The organism is Limnothrix sp. HT2024 (genome assembly GCF_059138625.1).
In genome coordinates this window covers 3,630,341-3,652,428 of record NZ_CM181121.1, presented here as the reverse complement: position 1 = coordinate 3,652,428, position 22,088 = coordinate 3,630,341, and the positions used below count along the sequence as shown (strand labels likewise).

Genomic DNA, 22,088 nt, shown 5'->3' with positions numbered 1-22,088 from the left:
GCGAATTTTTTGCGTTGCTTCGGTTAAGACGGCAACGGTTACGGTGGTGGATTGGCCTCAGGGGCGATCGCCTGGAGGGTCAAGCGGTAATGGTAGAGGGCCACGGGGCGGTTGCGGGTCACGGAGGCATAGCGATCGCGCGGGGCCAGATAAACGGCCGTGAACTGATCGGCTTCAATCGCGTCCGGGGCCATGCGGCGATAGTCCGTGGTGGTTTCCACCGCGTTGGCATAGACCGATCGCCCCTGTTGAGTCCCCTCGTTTTGAAAGGACTGCACGATCACTTCCGTGGCCAAAAAACGCCGATCACTCGGGGTTTCGCTGGCTCGATCGGTCACGGTGGAGACCAAGGCCCGCTGATTGGCCAACTTCAAAATCTGCTCGTTGGGATTGCCTGGATCCGCCACCACCCCAGCAATGGCCCTTCGTCCCAGGTAGGCAGCGGCAATGTTCAACCCGTTAAAGGCACGATCGGCCACAATTGGGGCCCGATCGGGCGGTTGATATTTCCGCAGGGGAAAAGCACTCAGGGCCGGCGCAATGGTTTGGGGGCCAAATCGCACCGCAAAGCTCACGGGCTGGCCCAGGAGCGATCGATTACTCTCAAAACCGGGGGTAACAATTTCCGGCGCAAACGGAGCCGACAACTCCAGCAACGTGCTGGTGACCTGCCAGTCACCCGCCATCCACGGGGGATAGATCAAGTCTCCGGCGGCGGGTTTGGTGGGGGGCTTGGTGACCCAATAGGGAAAGGCGTTGACCCGATCGAGCAGGGGGCCCGCTTGGGCCACAGCGGGCCAACCCAGCCAAGCGATTACCCCCCAGCAGAGGGCGACTCCCAGGGCTAACCAGCGGTTGAACGTCGGGATCTCCGACCGTTTCGATCGCCGCGTCACCCCACTACCACCCTGTTTGGAAATTCATAAACAGCCCCACAAAAAACGCCAACTGGGCCGCCAGCAAAAACATATACAGCACCGCCCGGGGCCGGAAAATCGACAGCAGCAGCCCGATCGCCTTCAGGTCAATGATGGGGCCAAACACCAAAAAGGACAGCAGAGAACCGCTGGTGAACGCGCCCGAAAAGGACAGGGCAAAGAAGGAATCCACTGTGGAACAAATGGAAATCACCGCCGCCAACACCATCATGGCAATGATTGAAGTGACGGGCCCTTGTCCCAAACTGAGCACCACCTCGCGCGGCACGGCCACCTGCACCACCGCCGCGATCGCGCTGCCCAAAATCAACACGCCGCCCAGTTCCCGCAGCTCTCGCACCACGTTTTCCAAAAACAATCGCCAGCGCTCGGCTCCGCTCATGCGCTCGCGAGATCGATCCACCGCCAAGGACTGCATCGTGGCCAACGAAGACTCCAGCGGTTTGCCCGTGGTCACCCCTGGCCAGTAGGTTCCCGAGGTGAGCAAGCCCCGCTCTTGGGCCACTCGCTCAATGCCCGTTAGTTCGCGAGATCGCAGCATGGAACGGGCCAAGCCCGGATTCAGAAAAGGCCGTAAATCCTTTTGGGCCCCAAATACACAGCCCACAATCACCGCAATCAGCAAGGCTGCCAAAACCCGAAACACCACCAATTCGGGGCGATCGCGAAAGGCGGTCCAGGTGGCCCAAATGGCCACCGGATTGGCCGTGGGCGCAGCCAGCAAGAACCCCACCGCCACCGGGGCCGGAATTCCCTGCAACAACAGCCGCCGCGCCACAGGCACATTGCCACATTCACAGACCGGAAAGCAGAACCCCATCACGCTGCCCGCCAAGGCCCCCAAAACGGGATGGCGCGGCAGCAGGGAAATTAAGCGCCCTTCGTCAATGAACAATAACAGCGCGCTCGAAAACACCACTCCCATGAGCAGGAAGGGCAGTGCCTCCACAATTAGGCTCAGGAACAGCGTAAAACCAGCGTTGAAAGCGCGATCGAGCGGCATTCAAATCTCCAAGCTCACTGTCGGAAACCAACGAGGCCCAGGGCCTCATCGACCGGCGATGCTACGGGGCGATTGTACCGTATCGATGTTAACGAACTGACCTAGAATCAACCGCCAACTAGCCGCCAATTAGCGGCCCAGCCCCCCTGAATTAGCCGTCCATCAACCCAGTTGAGCTGCCGCTGCCTCGGATACTTGGGCGATCGAATCTTGGCTGAGGATCTCCAGCGCGGCCCGGGCCTCGGGTGCGTTGAATTGCCCCAAGGTGAGGGCCAACCGGTGGCGCACCTGCCAATCGCTGCTGTCCATAAACGGTAACAGATGGGGCAAAGCGCGATCGTCCGCCAACTCGCCCAGGGCCCCAATCGCCCCCAGTCGCTCCAACTCATTATCGGAAGCCAAGGCCGACAACAGCACATCCACCGCCCGGAGGTCGCCCAATTCCCCCAGGGCCGAAAGGATGCTGAAGCGCACCAACCATTCCCCGCTGGATTGATATAAGGCCACCAAGTCTTCGTAGGCCGCCGTCAGCTTCAAGCCACCGAGGCAGTCGGCCGCCGCCGCCTGCACGTCCGGTTCCGGATCCGACAGCAACCCCCGCAACAGTTCCAGCGATCGATCGGGATCTTGCCCGCCCAAACTGTCAAACTGGCTCACCGCCGCATAGCGAACTCGGGTGTTGGCATCCCCGATCGCCAGTTGAATCAGCGCAAATCCTTGATCCGGCGGTAGGGCACGAATGTCATTCACCGCCCGCAGGCGATCGCTCAAATTCTCAGAATGCAGCAGCTCACGAATTTGGTCAGGGGTGGCAGTCATAACAGCGTCATTAAATAAAGCGTAGTCAAACGGAGATGAATTCAATCAACCATTAACAAGCCATCAACCCGACCCCAATTCTGGCCAGGCAATGGGCGAAACAGGCGATCGCCCTTGGGCCCAAAGGTGGGGTGGCGCTTCCAGCAACTATACGGAAAAACCGGAGGCGCTTCACGGCCCTGCGATCCCCACCCAAGAATTGTGCAGGACTTTCAGCGTTGGGATCGCTGTTGGGATCGCCATTTCTCAAACATACTGACAGATCCCCGGGCAAGTGGTTGCATAAATTTAAAACATAAATTCAAGAGCCGTTACCTGAAATAGCAGCTCGCCGCATTTCTAATACAAGGCTGTTATATTCAACGGTCATTACTCAACGAATGAGTAAACATTGATTGCAACAGAGACTATCCTCAAAAATTCGATGGTAGATTAACAACATGAAGCAAGAGAGCTTCAGCTCCGAAACAGCCTCCTAAAGACTCCTGTTGAAGAGTCAATTGCAAATAGTTTGATTGCAAAACGCTGTTTTTTGTTCAAAATCGAGCAATAGCACCCTGCTGAGACGCTCATTTCTCCCCAACTTAATTATCCAGGGAATTTCGGTTTAAGTTGCTAGAAAGCAATTTTCAACCTTCATGAATCCTGTGTGAATCATGGCAGTGTTGAGACCGAATCCGCTAAGGATCAACGTATGAGAGGAGAACAGAAGCAGTCTATCGCCTGGGTGCTATTCTCGTTTTTGAATTTGGGATTGAATCCAATTGCGCAAATAATCATCCACTAGATCCGGCACTTCATCATGGGGACAGTGGCCCGCATTTAAAAAGTGCTCCGTGATTCGATCGAAGTGTTGATGAAACTGAGCCGATCGCGCCCTGGTTTGCATCCAAGGATCTCCTTCGCCCCACAGCAACAGCAAGGGAGATTGCAACTTGCCCAGGAGTTGATCGACGTTTTCGCCCCGAGGGGATTTAAACACCGAAGCGAACACTTTCACGGCTCCCGGATCGCAAGAAGGGCGATAAATTTCTTCCACCAGGCGATCGGTCACGGCGGTTTGATCTAAATACACCTTTTGCAGTGTTTTGCGAATGGTGGATTTGCGTCTGGCATTTTGAAACAGTAAATAGCTGGGCAACGGCTGCAACAGCACATTCCGAACCAGCGATCGAACCAGTTTTTGGAACCCATTGGGCTGGGTTTGGGTTGTGGTTTCCGTGAAAGGGCCCGCACTGTTGAGCAGGGCAACCCCACAAACCGATTCGGGATGATTGGCAGCCACACAAAGGGACGCATAGCCCCCCAAGGAATTCCCGGCGATCACCACCGGTTTACCAATCACCTGCTGAATAAATTCCTGGAGCTGTTCTTGCCACAGTTGACCGCTGTAGACCCAATCGGGCTTGGCCGATCGCCCAAAGCCCAACAGGTCGATCGCCCAGACTTCAAAGTCTTGCTGAAGATCCGCGAGGTTTTTGCGCCAATGATCCGTCGAAGCTCCAAACCCATGCACCAACAGAATGGGCGGTTGCTGGGGATGGGCCGTTCCCGATCGCACGTAGTGAATCGCTTGATCGCGCCACTGCCAAAACTGACTGGGGGGCGCATCGGCCGCCGCCAATTGAGCACGGCGATCGAGATTGGCGGCGATCGGGAGATTCACAGCGGTCATGGGGCGAATGGAGGGGGAATTATAAATTTATGTAAACATTCTAGCGCCAAGCTCAAATCTTGTCGCGATCATGGAACTTCTACAACCCCCATTCCAGTCAGGGAGTGATGAATTCAATCACAATGTTTACCGAATCAAAATAAATTAAGAGATTCGGTCAAAACAAGGATTGACTCTATGGCAGATGCTAGAAAAGAGTTCCTTTGGACATCTGAATAGAGAAACTTTTTGGGGCAAAATCTTTCTAAATGAAAGATCGAACCACGAATTTCTAGCCATTGTTCACAACCGGTTTTTATTTACATACAGCATCTCTCGATCTTGTTTGTAAATAAAAACTCGTGGACTTTATTTTGCATATTCAAGAGATTGCGTCATTCACCAGCGCAGTCCATTGGTTCGTTTTCTGAGACTTGAGACTGCTCCCCCAATTGGCTCGGAGCGAATTTTGCTTGCCCTTGAACCCTAGTCAGGACTCAACCCTATGACAGCTTTGAATAGCCTGTTTGATGAATCCTTTTATTTAGCAGCCTATCCCGATGTGGCAGCGGCCGTTCGCAATCGCCAACAGGCCAGCGGTTTGCAACATTTCCTAAATTCAGGGATGCGGGAAGGACGCACAGCCATTAGCCGGTTCTATAGCCAACCCGATCGGGAGCTAGCCTATCGCCAAGCCTATCCCGACGTGGATGCTGCCATTCGATCGGGCGGTTTAGCCTCCGGTTTGCAGCACTATTTTCAGTCAGGAGAATCGGAAGGCCGCAGCCTGTTTCCCCGCGCGTTTGATGAGCAGTGGTATCGCAAACGGTTCTCGGATGTGAACAATGCGATCGCCCAAAAAACCTTTACTTCTGGATTAGAGCATTACGTGCGATTTGGGCGTAGCGAACAGCGTGCCCCCTCAACCTTCTTTGACTTCGACTATTTCCAAGCCTATCCCGACGTGAAAGCGGCCAGGGACAACGGTGCAGCATTTTTATCGGGTTGGGATCACTTCAATCAATCGGGCCGCATTGAAGGGCGAGTGGCCACATTTTCGGGAATCAAAGGCAATGATTTGGTGGTTGGGAATGGGGCCCTCGATACGCTCACAGGGGTGGAAATGGATGCGGGACGATGTTTTGTGGGCGGCACGTTAACCGGCGGACAATGCCGAGAATATCTCTCCTTGGGAGCCAATGAACTGGATACATTGACGGGCGGGCCCGGTGTGGATTCCTTTGAAGTGGGCCGCCAACTCACCACCCGACTGGGCATCAACTACAGCCCCTTTTACACCGCTGCTGGAAATTCAGATTTTGTGCGCATTCAGAATTTTGAACCGGGCAAGGATCGCTTGATTTTGGGAACTAAGCAGGGAGATCCTGGCTTTAATGCGTCAGGCACTGAATTTGTCAGCGCCCCGGATGGTGTTTATGTTTATGCCCGGTCTCCGTTTCTGACGGGTGGGGCTGACCTGATGGCGATCGTGGAGGGGGCTAATCTGGATGCTAGTGATGTGTTGGTCAGCACAACTTTCTTGGGTAGCTAGTTTGGAGAGTGGCTGGCTTGGGCCACCGCTCTCCTTGCAATTTCCTCGTTTCTTTTGGTCGGTGGTTCCTCAACGCCGATCGAGATTGAGATCGGCCAGGCGATCGAGCAGGGGCTTGGCCATCCAATTCAAGCCCACCTTAATTTGATGTTCCAGGGTGGGCATTCGGTACAGATACACCAGTCGCCGCAGGGCATAGGCTAGGGGCCCATCCAATTGCACCCCCAGGCCAGTGAGGGTGGCGCTGGTGTTGCCGAGGGCTAACATTTCGCCCAAATGCTGATATCGGAACGGCAGCAGGGGCCGATCGCACAGAGAAGCCCAAAGATTCCAGCCCACATAGTCTCCCGCTTGCAAGGCCGCTTGGCCGGTGCTGGGCACGGGACTGCCTTGGGGGTCATTGGCATCGCGCATTTCGGCAATGTCCCCGAGGGCAAAAACCTCGGGATGGTCGATCGCCTGGAGGGTGGGTTCCACCAACAGTTGATCGCGACCATTTTTGGGCAGGGGCAAACCTCGAACCAGCTCAGGCACTCGGTTCCCCACCGTCCAAATGGTCAGTTCCACGGGAATATCTTCTAGGCGGCCGCGATAGTCGAGCATGATGCGATCGGGGCCAATGTCGCGCACGCTGGTTTCCCAATCAATCCAAATACCACGCTGTTCTAAGGCCTTGTCAGCCGCTTGGCGATTAAAGTTGGGCGAATTGCGCAGAATTTGATCACTTTGTTCAATTAGCCGCAACCGCCCGCGATCCTGAAGTCGATCGGCAAGCTTGCAAGCCAGTTCCACACCGCTGTAGCCGCCACCCACGACCGCCACTCGGATTTTGTCGCGATCGGTCGCTTCCAGGGCCCGCAGCCGATCTTCCAACCGATAGGCATCGGCGATCGACCGGAAGGGTAGGGCATGTTCCGCCGCGCCGGGAATCCAGTCCATCGGCGTTTCGCAGCCCAGGGCCAACACCAACCGATCGTAGGTCAAGGTTTGCGGTTGGCCGGTGACGGGGCTGAGACTCACCTGCCGTTGCTGGAGGTCGATCGCCTCCACGGTTCCTTGCACAAACCGCACTTGGGTTCCGGCCAGCAACTCCGCAAAGGGCGGGGCCACCTCCCAGGATTGCAGCTCACCGGTCATCAACTCATACAGCAAGGGCAAAAACACGAATCGATCGCCCCGATCAACCAACAGAATTTCCGGGCGATGATCTCCCCAATCCAAGCGATCAAGGCGGAGGGCCGCATACAAACCCCCAAAGCCCCCTCCCAAAATCACAATCCGTGGGCTAGTGCTGTGAGCGGTCATAGGCTGGCGAGAAATAGAACTTGAAAGCAAACAATCGATCGCGCCCTTGGGCCGATCGAGCCGGGCCATCCACAGCCCCCAACCCCTTCAGTGTAGAAAAGCTGTGGTCTTTTTGGGCGGTTCGCAGATCATTCGCCGTGCATTCGTAGCTGTTGATTAACCCATTCGCCAAGCCAACGCCAGCCGATCGCCACAGCATTGTCAAACGGAGTTGCCATCTTAAAGGAGTTCAGCCCCTCAACACCCTTTAGCGCTTCAACACCATGCAGAAACTCCCTTCTCTCCAGTTTTCGGGTCAACTGTTTTCGGCGGAAACCCTGTTTCAGTGGGTCGATCGCCTGTCCGATCGTCTCGGGTTGAGCCAGCCACCTGTGGTCACCCGCGAACAGTTGCAAGCCTGCCCGCCCCAGAGCCTCGGCCGGGAATGGATTGAGTTAGTCACCCGCAATGGCTATCCCTTGCTCACCAGCGGCCCCCGTCGCAAGCAATTGCATGATGCGATCCATGTGCTGACCGGTTATGGCACCGATGATTGGGGAGAGTTGGAAGTGCAAGTTTTTCTGTTGGGCTGCAAATTTCGCCATCTCCATTTGCCGATTGTGGCCGGCCTGTTACGGCGATTGGGGCGATCGGGACAACTCACCGGCCCATGGCGCGATCGAGTCCAGGCCGCCTATCGTCGCGGCCAAGCCGCCGCCGACACCTTCGATCCTGACAACTGGCCCGCTGAATACCTGCTGGATATGCCCGTGGCCACCGTTCGCGAATGCTTGGGAATTCCTACCCAATAGCCTGGGCGGTCTCGCTTTGATTGCCTATCGTCACAGTCGATCGCGATCAATCGCCGTCGATTTGCCTCTCAGCACTGAGTAGCTCAGTTTCTCAATGGAGACGGGGACTTCGCAGTTCCCGCTCCACCGCGATCGCCCAAATATTTTTCCAACAGCGCCACAATCTTTTCCTTGCGAGGCGGCTTGGGCAAAAAGTCCGTAGAACCAACCAGCTTGGCCCGCACGCGATCGACTAACCCATCTTGCCCCGTCAAAATCGTGACCGGCGTATCGCGAAATCCTTCCAAGCGGCGAATCTGAGTACAAATCTCATACCCATTCACCACCGGCATATTCAAATCCAAAAAGATGAAATCCGGTCGATGTTTGCGCAACAACGGAATCGCCTGCACCGGATCCTGAGTTGACACAAACCGATAACCCGCATGGGTCACAATATTCTCTAAAGACCGACAAATTACCATACTGTCATCAATGCAGGCCACCAGCGCCCCCGCCGTTGGTTCCAGCAAGCCCGAAAGGGGATTGGGTAAATCTGGCAAGCTCCGAAATTCCACCGCATTTTGTTGCAAGAAATAGCGCAAAATGCGAATGGCCACCATCGAAGATTGTTGCAGCTTAACGTCAATATCCCAAAAGGTTCGCTGACCATTAAACAGCGGCTGCAAACTATAAAAAGATGTGCTTTCCGTTTGTTCTTGAATTTTGGTATTCAAAGCCGACGAATCTTTCAACATTGGTGCGCGATTGCTGTAGTCCAAATCCAGACCCAGCAATTGCCAGCGCTGCCAAAGCTGCTCCGCCACCTGCATCAAAGACTGGACTTCGCATTGCTCCAAAGTCACCTGGGATCCGGTGTCATGATCCAGCAAGGGAAAGGGCTGCCAATTAAATTGCGGCTCCATCATGCTGGCCGCCGTAAAGAGCATTTCCTTGGCCGCCGTGCAGACAATATCGCGAGCCTGCTCTGGGTTAATTTCTTCGGCTTTCAGGCCACGGGCCAGGGTGAGCTGTTCCCAAAAACGCAATTCTGAAGGGCTGGCAAATTCAATCCGAATTCGGCTGGGGCGAAATTGCGGGCAACTACGTTTGATGGCGCGGCTCCAGCGACGCACGCGGTGAATTTCGCAGGTGGGATAACCGAGTTTGCCACGGTAAAACGGGAGCAACCAGGTGTGCTTGGTGTCGGTAAGCGACAGAACACCCGAGAGCTGCTTGGCATTGATCGTTGTCAGCAACGCCCTCAGTCTAGAAATCCCTGATGTTTGCCTCAACATCAACTCTGCGTATCCTCGTACCCTCAATAATTGTCAGTGGCTGATTCAGATGGGTGACGATCGCCCTCGGTCTTTGACTTACCCCAAGCATAAATCGATCACTGCGGGCGATCGGTTGTCTGTGATCAGTTGTTAGCGATTGTCAGCGATCACTGGCGCTTGCTCGGTGGGCCTGCGACCAGTTGTTAGCGATCGGTGGTCGGTTACTGGTGAATCGGTTACTGGTGAATTGGTATCCGTGATCGTAGGCTTAATTGGCCGACCCGATCCGAGGGGTCACGGGCTGAATAATTGCTTTTTCGCTCAAAATCCGCAAAAGCCGGACTTTAAGCCACCAATTTTGCGCCTAGGCGGAAACAGCCTCAGTAATGCCGAGTTGGCGAGCTTTGGAGGGGTTTGAAACCCGGTTGACTCGCAGCACAGCAGATGGGTCACGAAGTTTGGCCAACTTTGACCATAGAAGATGGTTCAGACGATGGTTGGGTGATAGTTGCATCAAACCAACTTGGGTGCAACGATCGAGATCATCGATTCCACTGATCGAAGCGACTGGCAATCGGAGCGACTGGCTGGCGAGGGTATATAACGGCTGGGCGAATCGATCAGGCTCGTGCCAATCAGGCTCATGGAGATCGGGCTAGTTCGGATCGAGCTAAGTCAGGGCAGGCTAGTTTGGATCGAGCTAGGCAGATCGGGGCGTGGAAACAAGCCGTCCATCTTCAACGGAAACGAGGCGATCGGCAATATCAAGAATGCGATTGTCATGGGTCACCATCAAAATTGTGCAACCCTGCTGCTTGGCGAGGCCTTGCATGAGGTTAACCACTTCCCGGCCAGATTGACTGTCGAGGGCGGCGGTTGGCTCGTCGGCCAACACGATTTTGGGATGGCTGGCAAGGGCGCGGGCGATCGCCACCCGTTGCTTTTGCCCACCGGATAAATCGTCGGGATAGTAATCCGTGCGATGACCCAAACCCACAAGTTCTAGCATCTCGATCGCGCGCGATCGCATCTCCTGAACAGTCCAACCCACATGCAGGGACAGACTCATTTGCACGTTTTGGGCAGCGGTTAGACTGCGGTGCAAGTTGTGTGCTTGGAAGATATAGCCATTGTATCGTCGCGCCAAGACCAATTCTTCGGGGCTGGCCCCGTGGAGTTCTCGCCCCAACACACTCAGGTGTCCTTCCTGGACGGAGCGCAAACCGCCAATCAGCGTTAGCAGCGTGGTTTTGCCGGAACCGGAAGGGCCCGTCACCAACACAATTTCCCCGCGCCGAATTTGCAAATTAATCTCAAAGAGAACTTGTTTTTTCAGGTCTCCGTGACCAAACCAGTGATTGAGATTGGCAATTTCAATGGCCCAGGCGGATTCAGGCGTGCTATCGATCGCTGTGTTAATCGCGTCGATCGCCCCGTTTGGCTGTCCCGTGGCGGCTTGGTTGAGGATGGGGTGAGTCATGGTGGTTGGTCTGCCTATCTGAAATTGCCACACGGGTTGCCGCACTAGTTGCCGCACTAGTTGCTGCACTTAGAACATGTCTGCCGGATCCGCCGATTGCAAACGCCGCGAAGCGATCGCCCCCGAAAAACAGCACATTACGAAGGTGACCATCAACACCAACAGCGCCCGCCCCAAGGTCATAAACATGGGCAAGTTGGTGGCATTACGGGTCAGGGCATATAAGCCAGCGGACACGGCCAAGCTGGGCACAAACCCAACAATGGCCAAGATCAGCGCTTCTTCCAAAATCACGCCAATGAAATAGCGGTGGCGATAGCCCATGGCCTTGAGGGTGGCATATTCCCGAATGTGGTCGTTGACATCGGTGGAAAGCACTTGGTAGACGATGATTACGCCAATGCCAAACCCCAGGGCCACACCAAAGCTGAAGATGAACCCAATGGCGGTGTTTTTAGCCCAGTAGTCTTTTTCAAATTGCACAAATTCCGCCTTGGTCAGCACGTTCACATCGCTCGGCAAGGCGGCTTGCAGTTGGGTGCGCACGGTGACGGGATCGGCTCCCGGTTTCAGGTAAATCAGGCCGATGCTGACGCTGCCAGGGTCTCGCCGGGGAAAGGCCCGCAGAAAGTTGCGATCGCTCGTAAGAATGCTGCCATCAGCGGCGAAGGACGCGCCCACTTTGTAAGTACCAATGACCTCAATTCGTTTGCGATCGAGGTCGGTTTGCACGGGTTTGCCCCGATCGAGCTGGGCAATGGTTTTTTGATATTCCCCCCGGGCTGCTCGATCGAAAAGATAGCGATCTTGCAGCTTCAGCTCATTTTGATGCTGTTGGATTTCAGGGAAGTCAAAGGCCGGGCGATCGGGATTGGTTCCCAAAATCAGGATTTGTTTTTCCTTGCGGGTTTCGGGATTTTTCCAGTTGCTAATCGTGGCATAGAGGGGATCCGCATTGGCCACGCCGGGGATCGCTTCCGCTTGAAACAGCCGACGACGGGCAAAGCTGGATAGGCCAATCAAATTTCGAGCCTGGGCGCTGATCAACACCACGTCGGCGGTAATTGCTCGGTTCAGTCGGGTGTTGCTGTCGTAAAGGGCATTTTGGAACCCCAGTTGCATGAAAATAGCCAAGTCCGCAAAGGCAATGCCCGCCAAGGCCGTCAACAGCCGTCCCCGATCGTGCCGAAGCTGTAACCAGCCCAGGGGAATGCGACGTTGCAGGGCCGCAACCCAAGGGGGTGTCGTTTGGGGTTCGGGCGTTGGGAGGGATTTCGGCGCGGCTTCCAAATCAGCCGGGCCGGGAGCTAGGGATTCGGGGGCTGAGGTGGCAGGGCGAGTGAGGCGATCGAGCATGATGGGCATCCATCCCGAAGGGTTCTCAGGCAGCACGGGCAGTGATGGGGGAAATCCGGCTGCCACCGGTGAGCAGAAATTGAGAATCAGGGCGTGCTAGACAGCCCGATCGATGAAGGCTTGGGCCAAGACTGGGGCTAGGGCTGGGGCAGAGATTTCAGGTCGATGGTGGCTTTTACTTGCAAATTGGTCAGATTGGCCACCCGCTGGCCATCGGTTGGCTCCAGCCGAATTCGCACCTCCACCACTCGCTCATCCAAGTTGGCGGAGGGATCGACATCGCGGGTGGTTTGTTTGCGCACCTGCAACCCCGATCGCACCACCCGTCCCCGCAGTTCACCGGAGAATGCATCGCTCGTGATGGTGGCCGTTTGCCCCATGCGAACCTTGGGTGCATCGGTGTCATACACTTCCGCCACCACTTCCATTAATTGGGTTTGGCCCAAATCGGCAATCCCCTGGCTACCCACCAATTCGCCGGGCCGAGCGTAAATTTTCAGTACCTGACTATCTCGGGGGGCGCGAATAATGGCACGGTTGAGATCCGCCCGAGCCTGCTTGGCGGCAGCGATCGCGGCGGCCAGATCGGCTTCGGCCACTCGTAAATCCGTGGGGCGCACCTCTGCAAGTTGATCGAGGGTGGCCCGAGCGGCGGTGAGCTGAGCCACGCCCGTGGTTCGGATGCGATCGAGGCTGGCCTGGGCTTCCACCACTTTTTCTCGATAGGAAGCGTCGATTTGGGCCAAATTAGCCCGCGCTTCTACCAACCGAGCACGGGCCGTATCCAGGGTGGTGGTTTTGCTGTCCCGTTGCGAGGCGGAAATCGCCCCCGTGCCATAGAGGCTGGCGTAGCGATCGGCTTCCACCTGGGCGTTGGCTAGCTCCGCTTCCAAACGGGCGATCGTGGCCCGTTGGGCGGCCAGTTGGGTATCCCGTTCCGCCATCAGTCGATCAAGCGTGGCCCGTTGGGAACGCCAATCGCCATCCCGCTGGGCCCGTACCCGATTGATCTCTGCCGACTGAGCATTCAGTTCGCCTCGTTTGGCCCCGGCTCGCACCCGATCAAGCGCCGCTTGGGCCGAATCCACCTGGCGATCAGCCCGTTCCACCGCCGCCGCCAACCGTTCCGCCTCATCCAAAATCGCCACCACCTGGCCCGCCCGCACCCGATCGCCCTCCTCCACCAACAGACGGGCAATTCGCGAATCAGTGCTCGAGGGCGGAGCCGCCAGCGTAATCACCTCCCCCGCTGGCTCCAGTTGCCCCAGAGCCGTCACCACCGTGGGCGACGGCAGCGGCGTAACCACTGGAGCCGGAGTTTCCGCCGCTCGGCTGCGCAACAGCACCGTGCCCCCACCCACCAAGACCACCGCTCCCAAAGCGATCGGAATCGTCGCTTGAGTCCATTGACGGGGATTGAGCAATTTCCAAGGAACCGGACTGGTCACGATGTCGCCCTCCGAATCTTGTGCAGCGAGCTGTGGAGTGAGAGAGGTATAGCAGGTAATCAAACTAAACTGTCTAGTTCAATTTTGAGTATAGCTAGACTAAACCGTTTAGTACAATAGGAATTAATGAGAAATTCATCCCCAGGTGAAATTTTCTGACTCAAACCCTCCAAACCCTTAACCACAGCGGTCTTTCGCTGCTCAAGGTCACCTGATGCAATCCAAGGCGATCGCCCATTAATCTTTAATGACTGCCCAGGAGAACGTTAAGGTTAGGGCTTATCGCCAAGTTGCCTGCAACCCTGATTCCACTGTTAGCAGATCGGGGGGGACAAGGGGCTTAAGCCCCTTGTTACGACGATTGGGACATGGAAAGTCAATCATTTCCGTCTGATCCGAGGAAATGGCGGCAGGCCCTAAAACCTTGTAGAAATGTCATGGTTTGGAATCAACCAGAGGTCAGCGCGCATCAACTGTGAATCAACCGTTACACCGCATCCACGCTATCAATCACTAATCCTGTCGATTCTGGGCAGAAAGATCCTGGGCAGAGATCAGGGCAGCCCAGCCCCCCTGGCTCAACTCCGTTGCTATTTTGTAGGTAATGACCATGTTCGTTCCGGCTGCGCACCCGATCGCCCCCCTCAGCAAAAAACGCCAGATCCTGGACGGAGCCATGAAAACCTTCCTGGCCAAAGGTTATGCAGGCACGAGCATGGATCGCGTGGCGGCCACCGCAGGCGTTTCCAAAGCAACGGTTTACAGCCACTTCCAAAGCAAGGAAAGTCTTTTTGGGGCGCTGGTGGAAGAGCTGGCCCGCAGCAAGTTTCCGGAAATGTTTGATGAAACCCTGATGAGGGCTGACCCACACCACTTTTTGCGGCATTTGGCCAATCTCTTCATCTTCAAGGTGGGCCAGGACGAGGGACATGTGGCCTTCATTCGCCTGATCATGGCGGAGTCGGAGCGGTTTCCGGAGTTATCCGAACTGTTCATTCGGAATTTTTGCCAGCGCGGGTGCGAAGCCCTCACCAGCTACTTGGCAGCCCATCCGGAACTAAATATTGACGATCCAGAAGCCACCGCCCGCATTTTCATTGGTGCTCTAGCTCACTTCAACATTACGCAAGAAATGTTGGGCGGTAAGCACTTGATTCCCATGGATCCCCAGCGCGTGATCGATACATTGCTGGCCATGATTTTGCGCAATCCCTAGCCGAAGGCTCCCCATTCCCCGCTCTGGATCCATCGACAGGATTGATAGATTTTTTTTATAGATTTCATCAGGCCCCACTGATCCAGAGATCCATCAAGACGATCGCCCCACTCGTGCAGATCGATCGTCTTGAGCTATCCAAATGCCGGGGATCGTCAATCGGCCAGGTTTTGCCGCCAGCCGCCAAAAAGTATTACCATTTTTTAACAGAGACTCAGTGTTTGGAGCACTGCACGTTCTTCTTGGAAGGATTTCCCTCATTATTTCAATCATGACTATCGCCGCCTCTAATGCGATCTCAAATGGGATGGTTAATCCCAGTAGTTCAGCCACGGAAGACGAGGGCAAAGGGCTTTTAACCCGTCCCGATCGCAACACCCATGACGGACAACCTGCGCAAGTGCACCAGCCTCCAGCAGTCAGCAAGGATGACATGATGGACGCGGTACGGACGATTCTGTTAGGGGTTGGTGAAGATCCCGAGCGCGAAGGGCTGCTGAAAACCCCGCACCGGGTGGCGGAGGCTATGCGTTTCCTCACCAGCGGCTATGACATGTCGTTGGAAACATTGGTCAATGGGGCCATTTTTGATGAGGGCCACAATGAAATGGTTCTCGTTCGCGACATCAACTTCTTCAGCCTTTGCGAACACCACATGCTGCCCTTCATGGGCCGGGCCCATGTGGCTTACATTCCCAACCAAAAGGTGGTGGGCTTGAGCAAGTTGGCTCGGATCGTGGAAATGTATGCCCGTCGTTTGCAGGTGCAAGAACGCCTAACCCGTCAAGTGGCGGAAGCGATCCAAGAAGTCCTGGAGCCTCGGGGGGTGGCTGTGGTGATGGAGGGAACCCACATGTGCATGTCGATGCGTGGGGTACAAAAGCCGGGTTCCTGGACGGTGACCAGTGCCATGGTGGGTGTGTTCCAAGAAGATCAAAAAACCCGCGAAGAGTTTTTGAACCTGATTCGGCATCAGCCGTCGTTCTAGGTTTTAAGGCAGGGCACTGAAGAGCTGTGATCAGATCCTCAATCGCCTGATCCTGCTGTTGCGAGATTGTGATGGACAAGGGGCTTAAGCCCCTTGTCTGTCAGAGGCCTATTACTCTGGCGGGGCGACTTCTGGGGCTGTGGGGGGGAGCGTTTGGGTCAAGCAGTTGGCATCTAAGAGCAAGAGTCCCTCTTGGGATTGAGCTGCCAAGCAGCGATCGACCCGTTGAGACAGCGCCGATCGCCGGCCACTGGCTAGCCAACGCCGGGCTTCTCCGTAGGCGGGTTGGTATTGCCGTAACCAGTCATTATTTTCCAAATAGTCGCGATCGAACGCGCCCGGATCCAGTAACCAGTGAGTGGGTTGATATTGGGCGATCGCGGCTCGCAACAGGCTGAGATCAGGGCTGTATTGGGCCCGCAGCAAGGTTTCCACGCGCGATCGAAACTCCCGGTAATAGCCCCAGTGGTAGGGAATTGCAAATTCAGCTCCCACCAAAACGGATTTACCGGCGAAGGTGGGGATGTTGCTGGCTTCGCCGGCAAGGGTGGCAATGCGCGTGTTGTTTGGATAGTCGGCCAAGATTTCATAGAGATCCGGTGCCTGACCGATCACGTAATTCGCTTTCGGGAACCCGCGCACGGCCAACGGATAGGCAACTAACAGCCCGATCGCCCCAAGCGTGAGACCCCAAGCCAAAAGTCGCCGCTGGCCTTGGGCCCAAGTCCAAAGCCGATCGAGCAGTAACACCACCACAATTCCTGTGCTGATCGCCAGGACTGCCCGCAGACCGTGCTGGGTGTAGCGACTGGGCAAGTGCAACCGAAACAGCAACAGATGGGCTAACCCAAAGCAACCGAAACTGGCCAGGGTCAACAATGGCAGAACTTCAATGCCCGATCGCACTTGAGACCAAAGGGGAAACCGATCGCGCCAGCGCCAAATCAGGGGCAAGCCCAATCCTAAGACCAGTAAGGGCGGCTCCAGAGGCGGTTGAATGCCGCTACGACCCGCCGACAGCCAAAAACGCCCAAAATCTTCATAGAAAAAGCGCGATCGCCCATTGGGTAAAAATTCCGGTAACTGGCGCGCCTGGTCAACGGTAATGGTGGGGCCAAAGGCAGACGCATTGGCCGCAAAGGGCAGCAACACCGCCACACAAACCCCCAGCCCGATCGCCCAAATACGCCAATGGGCCCCCCGCCGCCAAACCCCGATCGCTAGACGCAGGGTCAACATGGCCGCCGTCACCAACACATAGTGGGGATAAAAACCCCCCAACAGCCCGATCGCCAAACACAGCCCCCAGGGCGATCGCTTCACCCAAGCCCACAACACCATCAAAAACAGCGGATTCAAAAAAGCCCGCGCCGTGCCCGAAGCCAAATCGTCTTTCAGCCAAAGGTTTTGGAGAAACAGCAGCGCCGCCACAAAACCAGCAAAGGGAACCGGCAAAATGGCTCGCGTCACGGCCCAAGCCAATCCCCCGATCGCACCACTGAGAATGAATGGCCACCCCTTGGCCGCCGTCACTGCCCCCCAATCCATCACTTCCGGGAACCAGTAGATGGCTCGAAATCCCCAGGGGGCAACGGATTCAAAATAATCCGCAATCCAATCGCCCGGAAACGCATCCGGATGACTTAACCGCAACATCCAGAACAAATGTTGCCGACCGTCATCGGCCACCACATAGGGATCCGCAAAGGCTTCCGGCAAGATGGCCAAGCCATAGCCCAAGCCGAACAGAATACTGGCAATCCACCAGAGCCGATCGACCCAACGGGCTGGCTCGGGGTCAATCAAAAGCTGTCGAAGCCGGGCGATCGCAGACATCATGGGGGTTTGGAAAAAGGGGCCAGGGTGTTGAACCGAATGTCGATCGCCATCAGTCATGGGTTCATCAACCATGGGTTCATCAACAACAACCGAGAGCAACCCTAGCGCCAACTTCAGTGCAACGAAACGAAGGGTTTTGTGCTGATGGCTCTGTTGATTAGCCCATCTTGCCAGGCGATCGCCCCCTCGGGATCCTTCGTTTCCCCCTAGCACCACTGCCCCAACGGCCATTCAGATCCCAGACATCTGGTTTAGGCTGGTAATGAGCGATCGCAAAACACCTTGTGAACCATGGGCTTCATTGACCCAAAAACGGATTTTGGCTTTCAGCGAATCTTCGCTTCTCCTAACAGCAGACCCATCTTGAAAAGCCTACTCAACGCCCTAATTTATGATGGGCAACTGCGGATTCAAGATCTGGAAATTTTAGATCCCTACCAGCAGCCGGAAATTCCCGATTTCAAGTTGAGCATTTTGGATGTGAAAGCTCAGCTTGATGATGGCTCCACCGTGATTATTGAAATGCAGGTGGCCAAGGTGGAAGCCTTTATCCAGCGAATTTTGTATAACACCACCAAAGCCTATGCCAGCCAACTGGGACGGGGTAAGTATTATTGGGATTTGAGGCCCGTGATTGCCGTCACCATCACGGACTTTATCTTATTTGATGATCCAGAGGTGGATCAGGCCTTGCCCATTTCCCGGTTCAGCATTCTAAATGAAGAAACCCACGCCCTTTGCACCTCGCAATTGCGCTGGATTTTTGTAGAATTACCGAAATTTGGTAAGGATTTGGCGGACTTAGAAGGACTGGTCGATCGCTGGTTATTTTTCTTGCAACGGGCCGGGGAGTTGCAACAAGCTCCTCCGGAATTGACCAGCGATCATGATTTACAGTCAGCCCTGGACATTGCCAACGAAAGTCAACTGTCTCCGGCGGAGTTGCGCTTTTTTGAGGCGGAACTCGATCGACTGCGCGTCATGCAAGGGCAAATTTTCAGCGCTCGGGACGAGGGTCTTGCGGAAGGACTAGCCGAAGGGCTGGCTGAGGGGCTAGCTGAAGGGCTGGCAGCAGGGCGTGCGGAGGGGATTACCTTAGGGGCGAAGCAGCGAGAACTGGAAATTGCCCGCGAGCTGCTGAAAACACTGGATCCGGAAACGGTCAGCCGGGTGACGGGGTTGTCGATCGAACAAGTGCAGGATCTGGCCCAAGCCACCGATGATCCTTAAAGTTGCACCAAAAATTGCACCCAAATTGCGCCGGGTTCATTAAGACCAAAACACCAAACTCAACGGGTCATTTCGCCCACTGCAAACCAAGGACAAATCCCCAAAGGGCGAAACCCTTGCCTTATACTGCGATCAAACGCTCCCCGATCGCCCAAGAGCTAACGGGAGCAACGATTCGATCGGCTCTTTGAACCCACGCCGCAAACTACCATGCTGGAACTGTACCAATTTGAGTTGTCGGCTTACTGCGAGAAGGTGCGCCTTGCGCTGGATTACAAGAGCCTGGACTACCGCAAAGTTGAAGTGACTCCCGGAGTCGGGCAAATTGATGTTTTTCGGTTGTCGGGCCAGCGCCAAGTGCCCCTGCTGAAGGATGGCAACGAGGTAATTGCCGACTCAACCGCGATTTTGAACTATCTCGATCGCGCCTATCCCGATCGCCCGCTTTTGCCCACCAATCCTGCCGAGCGGGCCTTGGCGACGGTGCTGGAAGCTTGGGCCGATGATTCGTTCTATGCCGATGCCCGCAAGGTTTTTCTGGCCACCCTGGGGCAAGATCCGGGCTACCGCACGGCCCTGTTGCCGGATGAAACGCCGGATCCGTTGAAAACCCTGGTGGGCTTCATTCCCGGCGAGGTTTTTGGAGTGATGGGAGCTGGTGTGGGTCTCACGCCGGAGGTGCTGAAAAAGGCTAAGGACAACCTTAGCCGTGCGATCGAAAGTCTATGCAGCCTTTTGGAAGCAAATCCCTACCTAACTGGCAGTCAACCCACCCTGGCCGATGTGGCGGTGGCAGCGGTGAGTGTGTTGGTGAAAATTCCCAGCACGCCCTACTTTGATGTGCCGATCGGGCTGCGCGGGCGCGGCATTCCGGGCATTGCTGACAATCCGGCCTATGCTCGCTTCTTTGACTGGCGCGATCAGTTCTACCGTGACTTTCGCACGCCCTTGACCGGTGTGGCCAGTGCCAACCCCAGCAGCAATGCCGGGCCCACGACTATCTCGATCGACTAGGGTTTAAGAGCGTGGTTCGATCGAGCTGTTGAAGGCTGAGTCACGCTCGATCGAACCCACAACGAACCCCCGATCGAACCCGATCAACCCCATCCCCACCCCTATGCCGACTGCTCGCCGGGCCCGCCCCGATCGCTCCGCTCGATCGCCTCGATCCTCTCGATCGCGGGTGACCCTGCTGTCGTTGTGGCAATCGCGGCGGGCCGCCCGCAGTCGCAAGGTCTCTCCTCTACCTCCCAAGCCGCCACTACCGCGGCCCATTCAGCGCCTGAAGCGAATTCAGCGTTGGTCGGCCATTGCGGCAATGGTTTCAATCGCCCTGGCCGTGTTGGTTTATGCCCAAACGGTGCAGTTGCAACAGGCTTGGACAATGGACTATCGCAAGCTCCAAAGTCTTCAGCGCCAAGAACGAGACTTGCGCGTGGCCCTGGAGGTGTTGAAAGACAAGGTGGCCCGCCAAGCAGCGGCGGCCGACTCCACCTTGCAACCCCCCCCACCGAAGCAACTGATTTTTCTGAAGCCGGCCAACGCGACGGAAGCCAACGGCCGATCGCCCAATATGCCCGCAGCGCTGCCCCCGGCCACAGGTGAAGGGCAACAACCCACCGAACCCAGACCGATCGGCTACTGATTTCCAGTTTCGATTCCCCATCCTGCGATGGTTACGGATCGCCCCTTGAGCCGCCCCTTGAGCCACTGAACCTCCACTCGGATTTAGGCTCGGCGGTAGCGCATTCCCGGCAAGTTTTCCACCAGTCCCAATAATTCCAACTCCGTGAGGGCTGCCATCACATTCCCGGGACTGAGGCCACTGGCCGCCACGATCGCATCAAAGGCCGTGGGGGTTGGATCGATCGCCCGCAAAACTGCGGTCGGAGCCGGAGCCAGGTTTGGTGGTGGTGGCGTTGGGGCGACGGCCGGCTTGGCCGTTGGGATTGGCCCAGGGGCAGCGGGCCCCGGAACGGGCGATCGGTCAGTTGTGGTGACGGTGGTGGACGCTACCCGATCGAGCTGGGGCAGGGCCCCCAAGCAATCCAACAGATGGTTTTCACTCAAAATGACCTGCGCCCCGCTGTTAATCAGCTTCAGGCAACCGGCCGAAAGGGGCATGTCCAATGACCCGGGCAACACATAAACATCCCGGCCATAGTCGGCCGCTTGATTGGCGGTGATCAACGCTCCCGATCGCTCACCGCCTTCAATCACGATGGTTGCCCGCGCCAGCCCCGCCACAATTCGGTTACGACGCGGAAAGTGCGCGCGATCGGGCCCCGTGCCGCTGGGATATTCACTGAGGGCAAACCCGGAGCCGGGATAGTCAAACGCGCCCACAATTCGACCATAGAGATCGCGGTTACCCGTGGGATAGACCCGATCGACCCCGGTTCCCAGGACGGCAATGGTGCGCCCACCCGCCGCCAAACAAGCACGATGGCTTTCCGCGTCCACCCCCTCCGCCAAGCCAGAAACAATGCCAAACCCCGCTTGGGTGAGACAGGTGGTGAGCCGATTGGTCCATCGCTGGCCATAGTCCGACGGTTGGCGCGTGCCCACGATCGCTACCAGGGGTTGAGTTCCCTGGAGTTCCGCCGGGTGGGGCTGGCCTCGGTAATACAACAGGGGCGGGAAATCCGGCAACTCTCGCAAAAGTTGGGGATAGTCTGGATCGGCGGGAGTCCAAAACTGGGGATTTTTTTGAGTCCAATCGGCCAAGAGGCGCTCAGGATCGATCGCCGATCGCCCGTCCAGGATTTTTGCCAGCCGCTGGGGGCCGATACCTTCGATGGGGGCTAAGTCCGCCGGATCCGCTTGCCAAGCGGTGGCCAAGGAACCAAAGGCCCGCTGGAGCCGCTGCAAGAGCACGGGGCCCACATCCGAAATCTGCGACCAGGCCAACCAGGCGGCTCGCTCCGTGGGGGGTGCAGTGGGGTGCGATCGGGACAGATTCAAAACCGAAAATCCCTGAAACTCATCTGAAAATTCTGGATAGCCAGTCCGCGTTCCAATCGGTGATTGTGATTGCCTCCACGATCCATTCCGCGATCACGAGATCAGGCCAGATCAACACACCAGATCAACACAATCGTGCGAATCATGATCCACCGAATCATCTACCGATCAGCCACATGATCGGCCACAATCGTCCACAGCGCTAATTAATAGGGCTAATTAACAGTGAACGGATTTGGTATCAAC

Annotated in this window: 19 protein-coding genes; 7 read left to right on the top strand and 12 right to left on the bottom strand. The window is 56.2% G+C overall.

Annotation, left to right across the window (positions count from 1 at the left end; translation table 11 throughout):
• Positions 1–38 precede the first annotated feature (38 nt).
• The 4 genes from AC2IAX_RS14935 to AC2IAX_RS14920 form a co-directional block, all read right to left on the bottom strand.
• On the bottom strand, positions 39–896 hold the full coding sequence (locus tag AC2IAX_RS14935) for a DUF6816 family protein (protein WP_494388182.1): 858 nt from the start codon (positions 894–896) through the stop codon (positions 39–41).
• 4 nt (positions 897–900) lie between these two features.
• On the bottom strand, positions 901–1,941 hold the full coding sequence (locus tag AC2IAX_RS14930; protein WP_494388181.1) for a permease: 1,041 nt from the start codon (positions 1,939–1,941) through the stop codon (positions 901–903).
• A gap of 162 nt (positions 1,942–2,103) precedes the next feature.
• Complete coding sequence (locus AC2IAX_RS14925; protein WP_494388180.1) at positions 2,104–2,760, bottom strand: HEAT repeat domain-containing protein; 657 nt, start codon at positions 2,758–2,760, stop codon at positions 2,104–2,106.
• Positions 2,761–3,490: 730 nt separating this feature from the next.
• Positions 3,491–4,435, bottom strand: coding sequence for an alpha/beta fold hydrolase (locus tag AC2IAX_RS14920; RefSeq protein WP_494388179.1), 945 nt, complete (start codon positions 4,433–4,435; stop codon positions 3,491–3,493).
• Between the two features lie 484 nt (positions 4,436–4,919).
• Between AC2IAX_RS14920 and AC2IAX_RS14915 the strand changes: the two genes are divergently transcribed.
• Complete coding sequence (locus AC2IAX_RS14915; RefSeq protein ID WP_494388178.1) at positions 4,920–5,966, top strand: hypothetical protein; 1,047 nt, start codon at positions 4,920–4,922, stop codon at positions 5,964–5,966.
• Positions 5,967–6,035: 69 nt separating this feature from the next.
• Here the strand turns inward: AC2IAX_RS14915 and AC2IAX_RS14910 are convergent, their stop codons facing one another.
• Both AC2IAX_RS14910 and AC2IAX_RS14905 read right to left on the bottom strand, forming a co-directional pair.
• Complete coding sequence (locus AC2IAX_RS14910) at positions 6,036–7,271, bottom strand: NAD(P)/FAD-dependent oxidoreductase (RefSeq protein ID WP_494388177.1); 1,236 nt, start codon at positions 7,269–7,271, stop codon at positions 6,036–6,038.
• Positions 7,252–7,476 carry a hypothetical protein gene (locus AC2IAX_RS14905; protein WP_494388176.1) on the bottom strand — a complete coding sequence of 75 codons (225 nt, stop codon included), beginning with the start codon at positions 7,474–7,476 and terminating at the stop codon, positions 7,252–7,254. The genes AC2IAX_RS14910 and AC2IAX_RS14905 overlap by 20 nt, the downstream gene beginning before the upstream one ends.
• 58 nt (positions 7,477–7,534) lie before the next feature.
• Between AC2IAX_RS14905 and AC2IAX_RS14900 the strand changes: the two genes are divergently transcribed.
• A complete protein-coding gene (locus tag AC2IAX_RS14900; RefSeq protein WP_494388175.1) occupies positions 7,535–8,062 on the top strand; it encodes a hypothetical protein in 528 nt (175 codons plus the stop codon).
• An 83-nt stretch (positions 8,063–8,145) separates the two neighbouring features.
• Here the strand turns inward: AC2IAX_RS14900 and AC2IAX_RS14895 are convergent, their stop codons facing one another.
• From AC2IAX_RS14895 to AC2IAX_RS14880, 4 genes are all read right to left on the bottom strand, one after another.
• Positions 8,146–9,300, bottom strand: a complete 1,155-nt coding sequence (locus tag AC2IAX_RS14895; RefSeq protein WP_158234318.1) for a response regulator — start codon at positions 9,298–9,300, stop codon at positions 8,146–8,148.
• A gap of 721 nt (positions 9,301–10,021) precedes the next feature.
• Positions 10,022–10,801, bottom strand: a complete 780-nt coding sequence (locus tag AC2IAX_RS14890; protein ID WP_494388174.1) for a DevA family ABC transporter ATP-binding protein — start codon at positions 10,799–10,801, stop codon at positions 10,022–10,024.
• 69 nt (positions 10,802–10,870) lie between these two features.
• Positions 10,871–12,193, bottom strand: a complete 1,323-nt coding sequence (devC, locus tag AC2IAX_RS14885) for an ABC transporter permease DevC (protein WP_494388173.1) — start codon at positions 12,191–12,193, stop codon at positions 10,871–10,873.
• A gap of 101 nt (positions 12,194–12,294) precedes the next feature.
• Entirely contained in the window at positions 12,295–13,605 is a 1,311-nt protein-coding gene (locus tag AC2IAX_RS14880) for an HlyD family secretion protein (RefSeq protein WP_494388172.1), read from the bottom strand.
• A 610-nt stretch (positions 13,606–14,215) separates the two neighbouring features.
• On the opposite strand from AC2IAX_RS14880, the gene AC2IAX_RS14875 reads away from it, so the two are divergent.
• Entirely contained in the window at positions 14,216–14,821 is a 606-nt protein-coding gene (locus tag AC2IAX_RS14875; RefSeq protein ID WP_494388171.1) for a TetR/AcrR family transcriptional regulator, read from the top strand.
• Between the two features lie 271 nt (positions 14,822–15,092).
• Positions 15,093–15,809 carry a GTP cyclohydrolase I FolE gene (gene folE, locus AC2IAX_RS14870; protein WP_190532440.1) on the top strand — a complete coding sequence of 239 codons (717 nt, stop codon included), beginning with the start codon at positions 15,093–15,095 and terminating at the stop codon, positions 15,807–15,809.
• 111 nt (positions 15,810–15,920) lie between these two features.
• On the opposite strand, the gene AC2IAX_RS14865 is transcribed toward folE, so the two are convergent.
• Positions 15,921–17,879, bottom strand: a complete 1,959-nt coding sequence (locus AC2IAX_RS14865; RefSeq protein ID WP_494388170.1) for a hypothetical protein — start codon at positions 17,877–17,879, stop codon at positions 15,921–15,923.
• Positions 17,880–17,939: 60 nt separating this feature from the next.
• Here AC2IAX_RS14865 and AC2IAX_RS14860 point away from each other — a divergent pair, with 60 nt between their 5' ends.
• From AC2IAX_RS14860 to AC2IAX_RS14850, 3 genes are all read left to right on the top strand, one after another.
• Complete coding sequence (locus AC2IAX_RS14860) at positions 17,940–18,878, top strand: Rpn family recombination-promoting nuclease/putative transposase (RefSeq protein ID WP_494388169.1); 939 nt, start codon at positions 17,940–17,942, stop codon at positions 18,876–18,878.
• 210 nt (positions 18,879–19,088) lie between these two features.
• Complete coding sequence (locus tag AC2IAX_RS14855; protein ID WP_494388168.1) at positions 19,089–19,892, top strand: glutathione S-transferase family protein; 804 nt, start codon at positions 19,089–19,091, stop codon at positions 19,890–19,892.
• Positions 19,893–19,995: 103 nt separating this feature from the next.
• Entirely contained in the window at positions 19,996–20,523 is a 528-nt protein-coding gene (locus AC2IAX_RS14850; protein ID WP_494388167.1) for a hypothetical protein, read from the top strand.
• An 83-nt stretch (positions 20,524–20,606) separates the two neighbouring features.
• Here AC2IAX_RS14850 and dprA read toward each other — a convergent pair whose 3' ends face one another.
• On the bottom strand, positions 20,607–21,842 hold the full coding sequence (dprA, locus tag AC2IAX_RS14845) for a DNA-processing protein DprA (RefSeq protein WP_494388166.1): 1,236 nt from the start codon (positions 21,840–21,842) through the stop codon (positions 20,607–20,609).
• Positions 21,843–22,088: the final 246 nt, after the last annotated feature.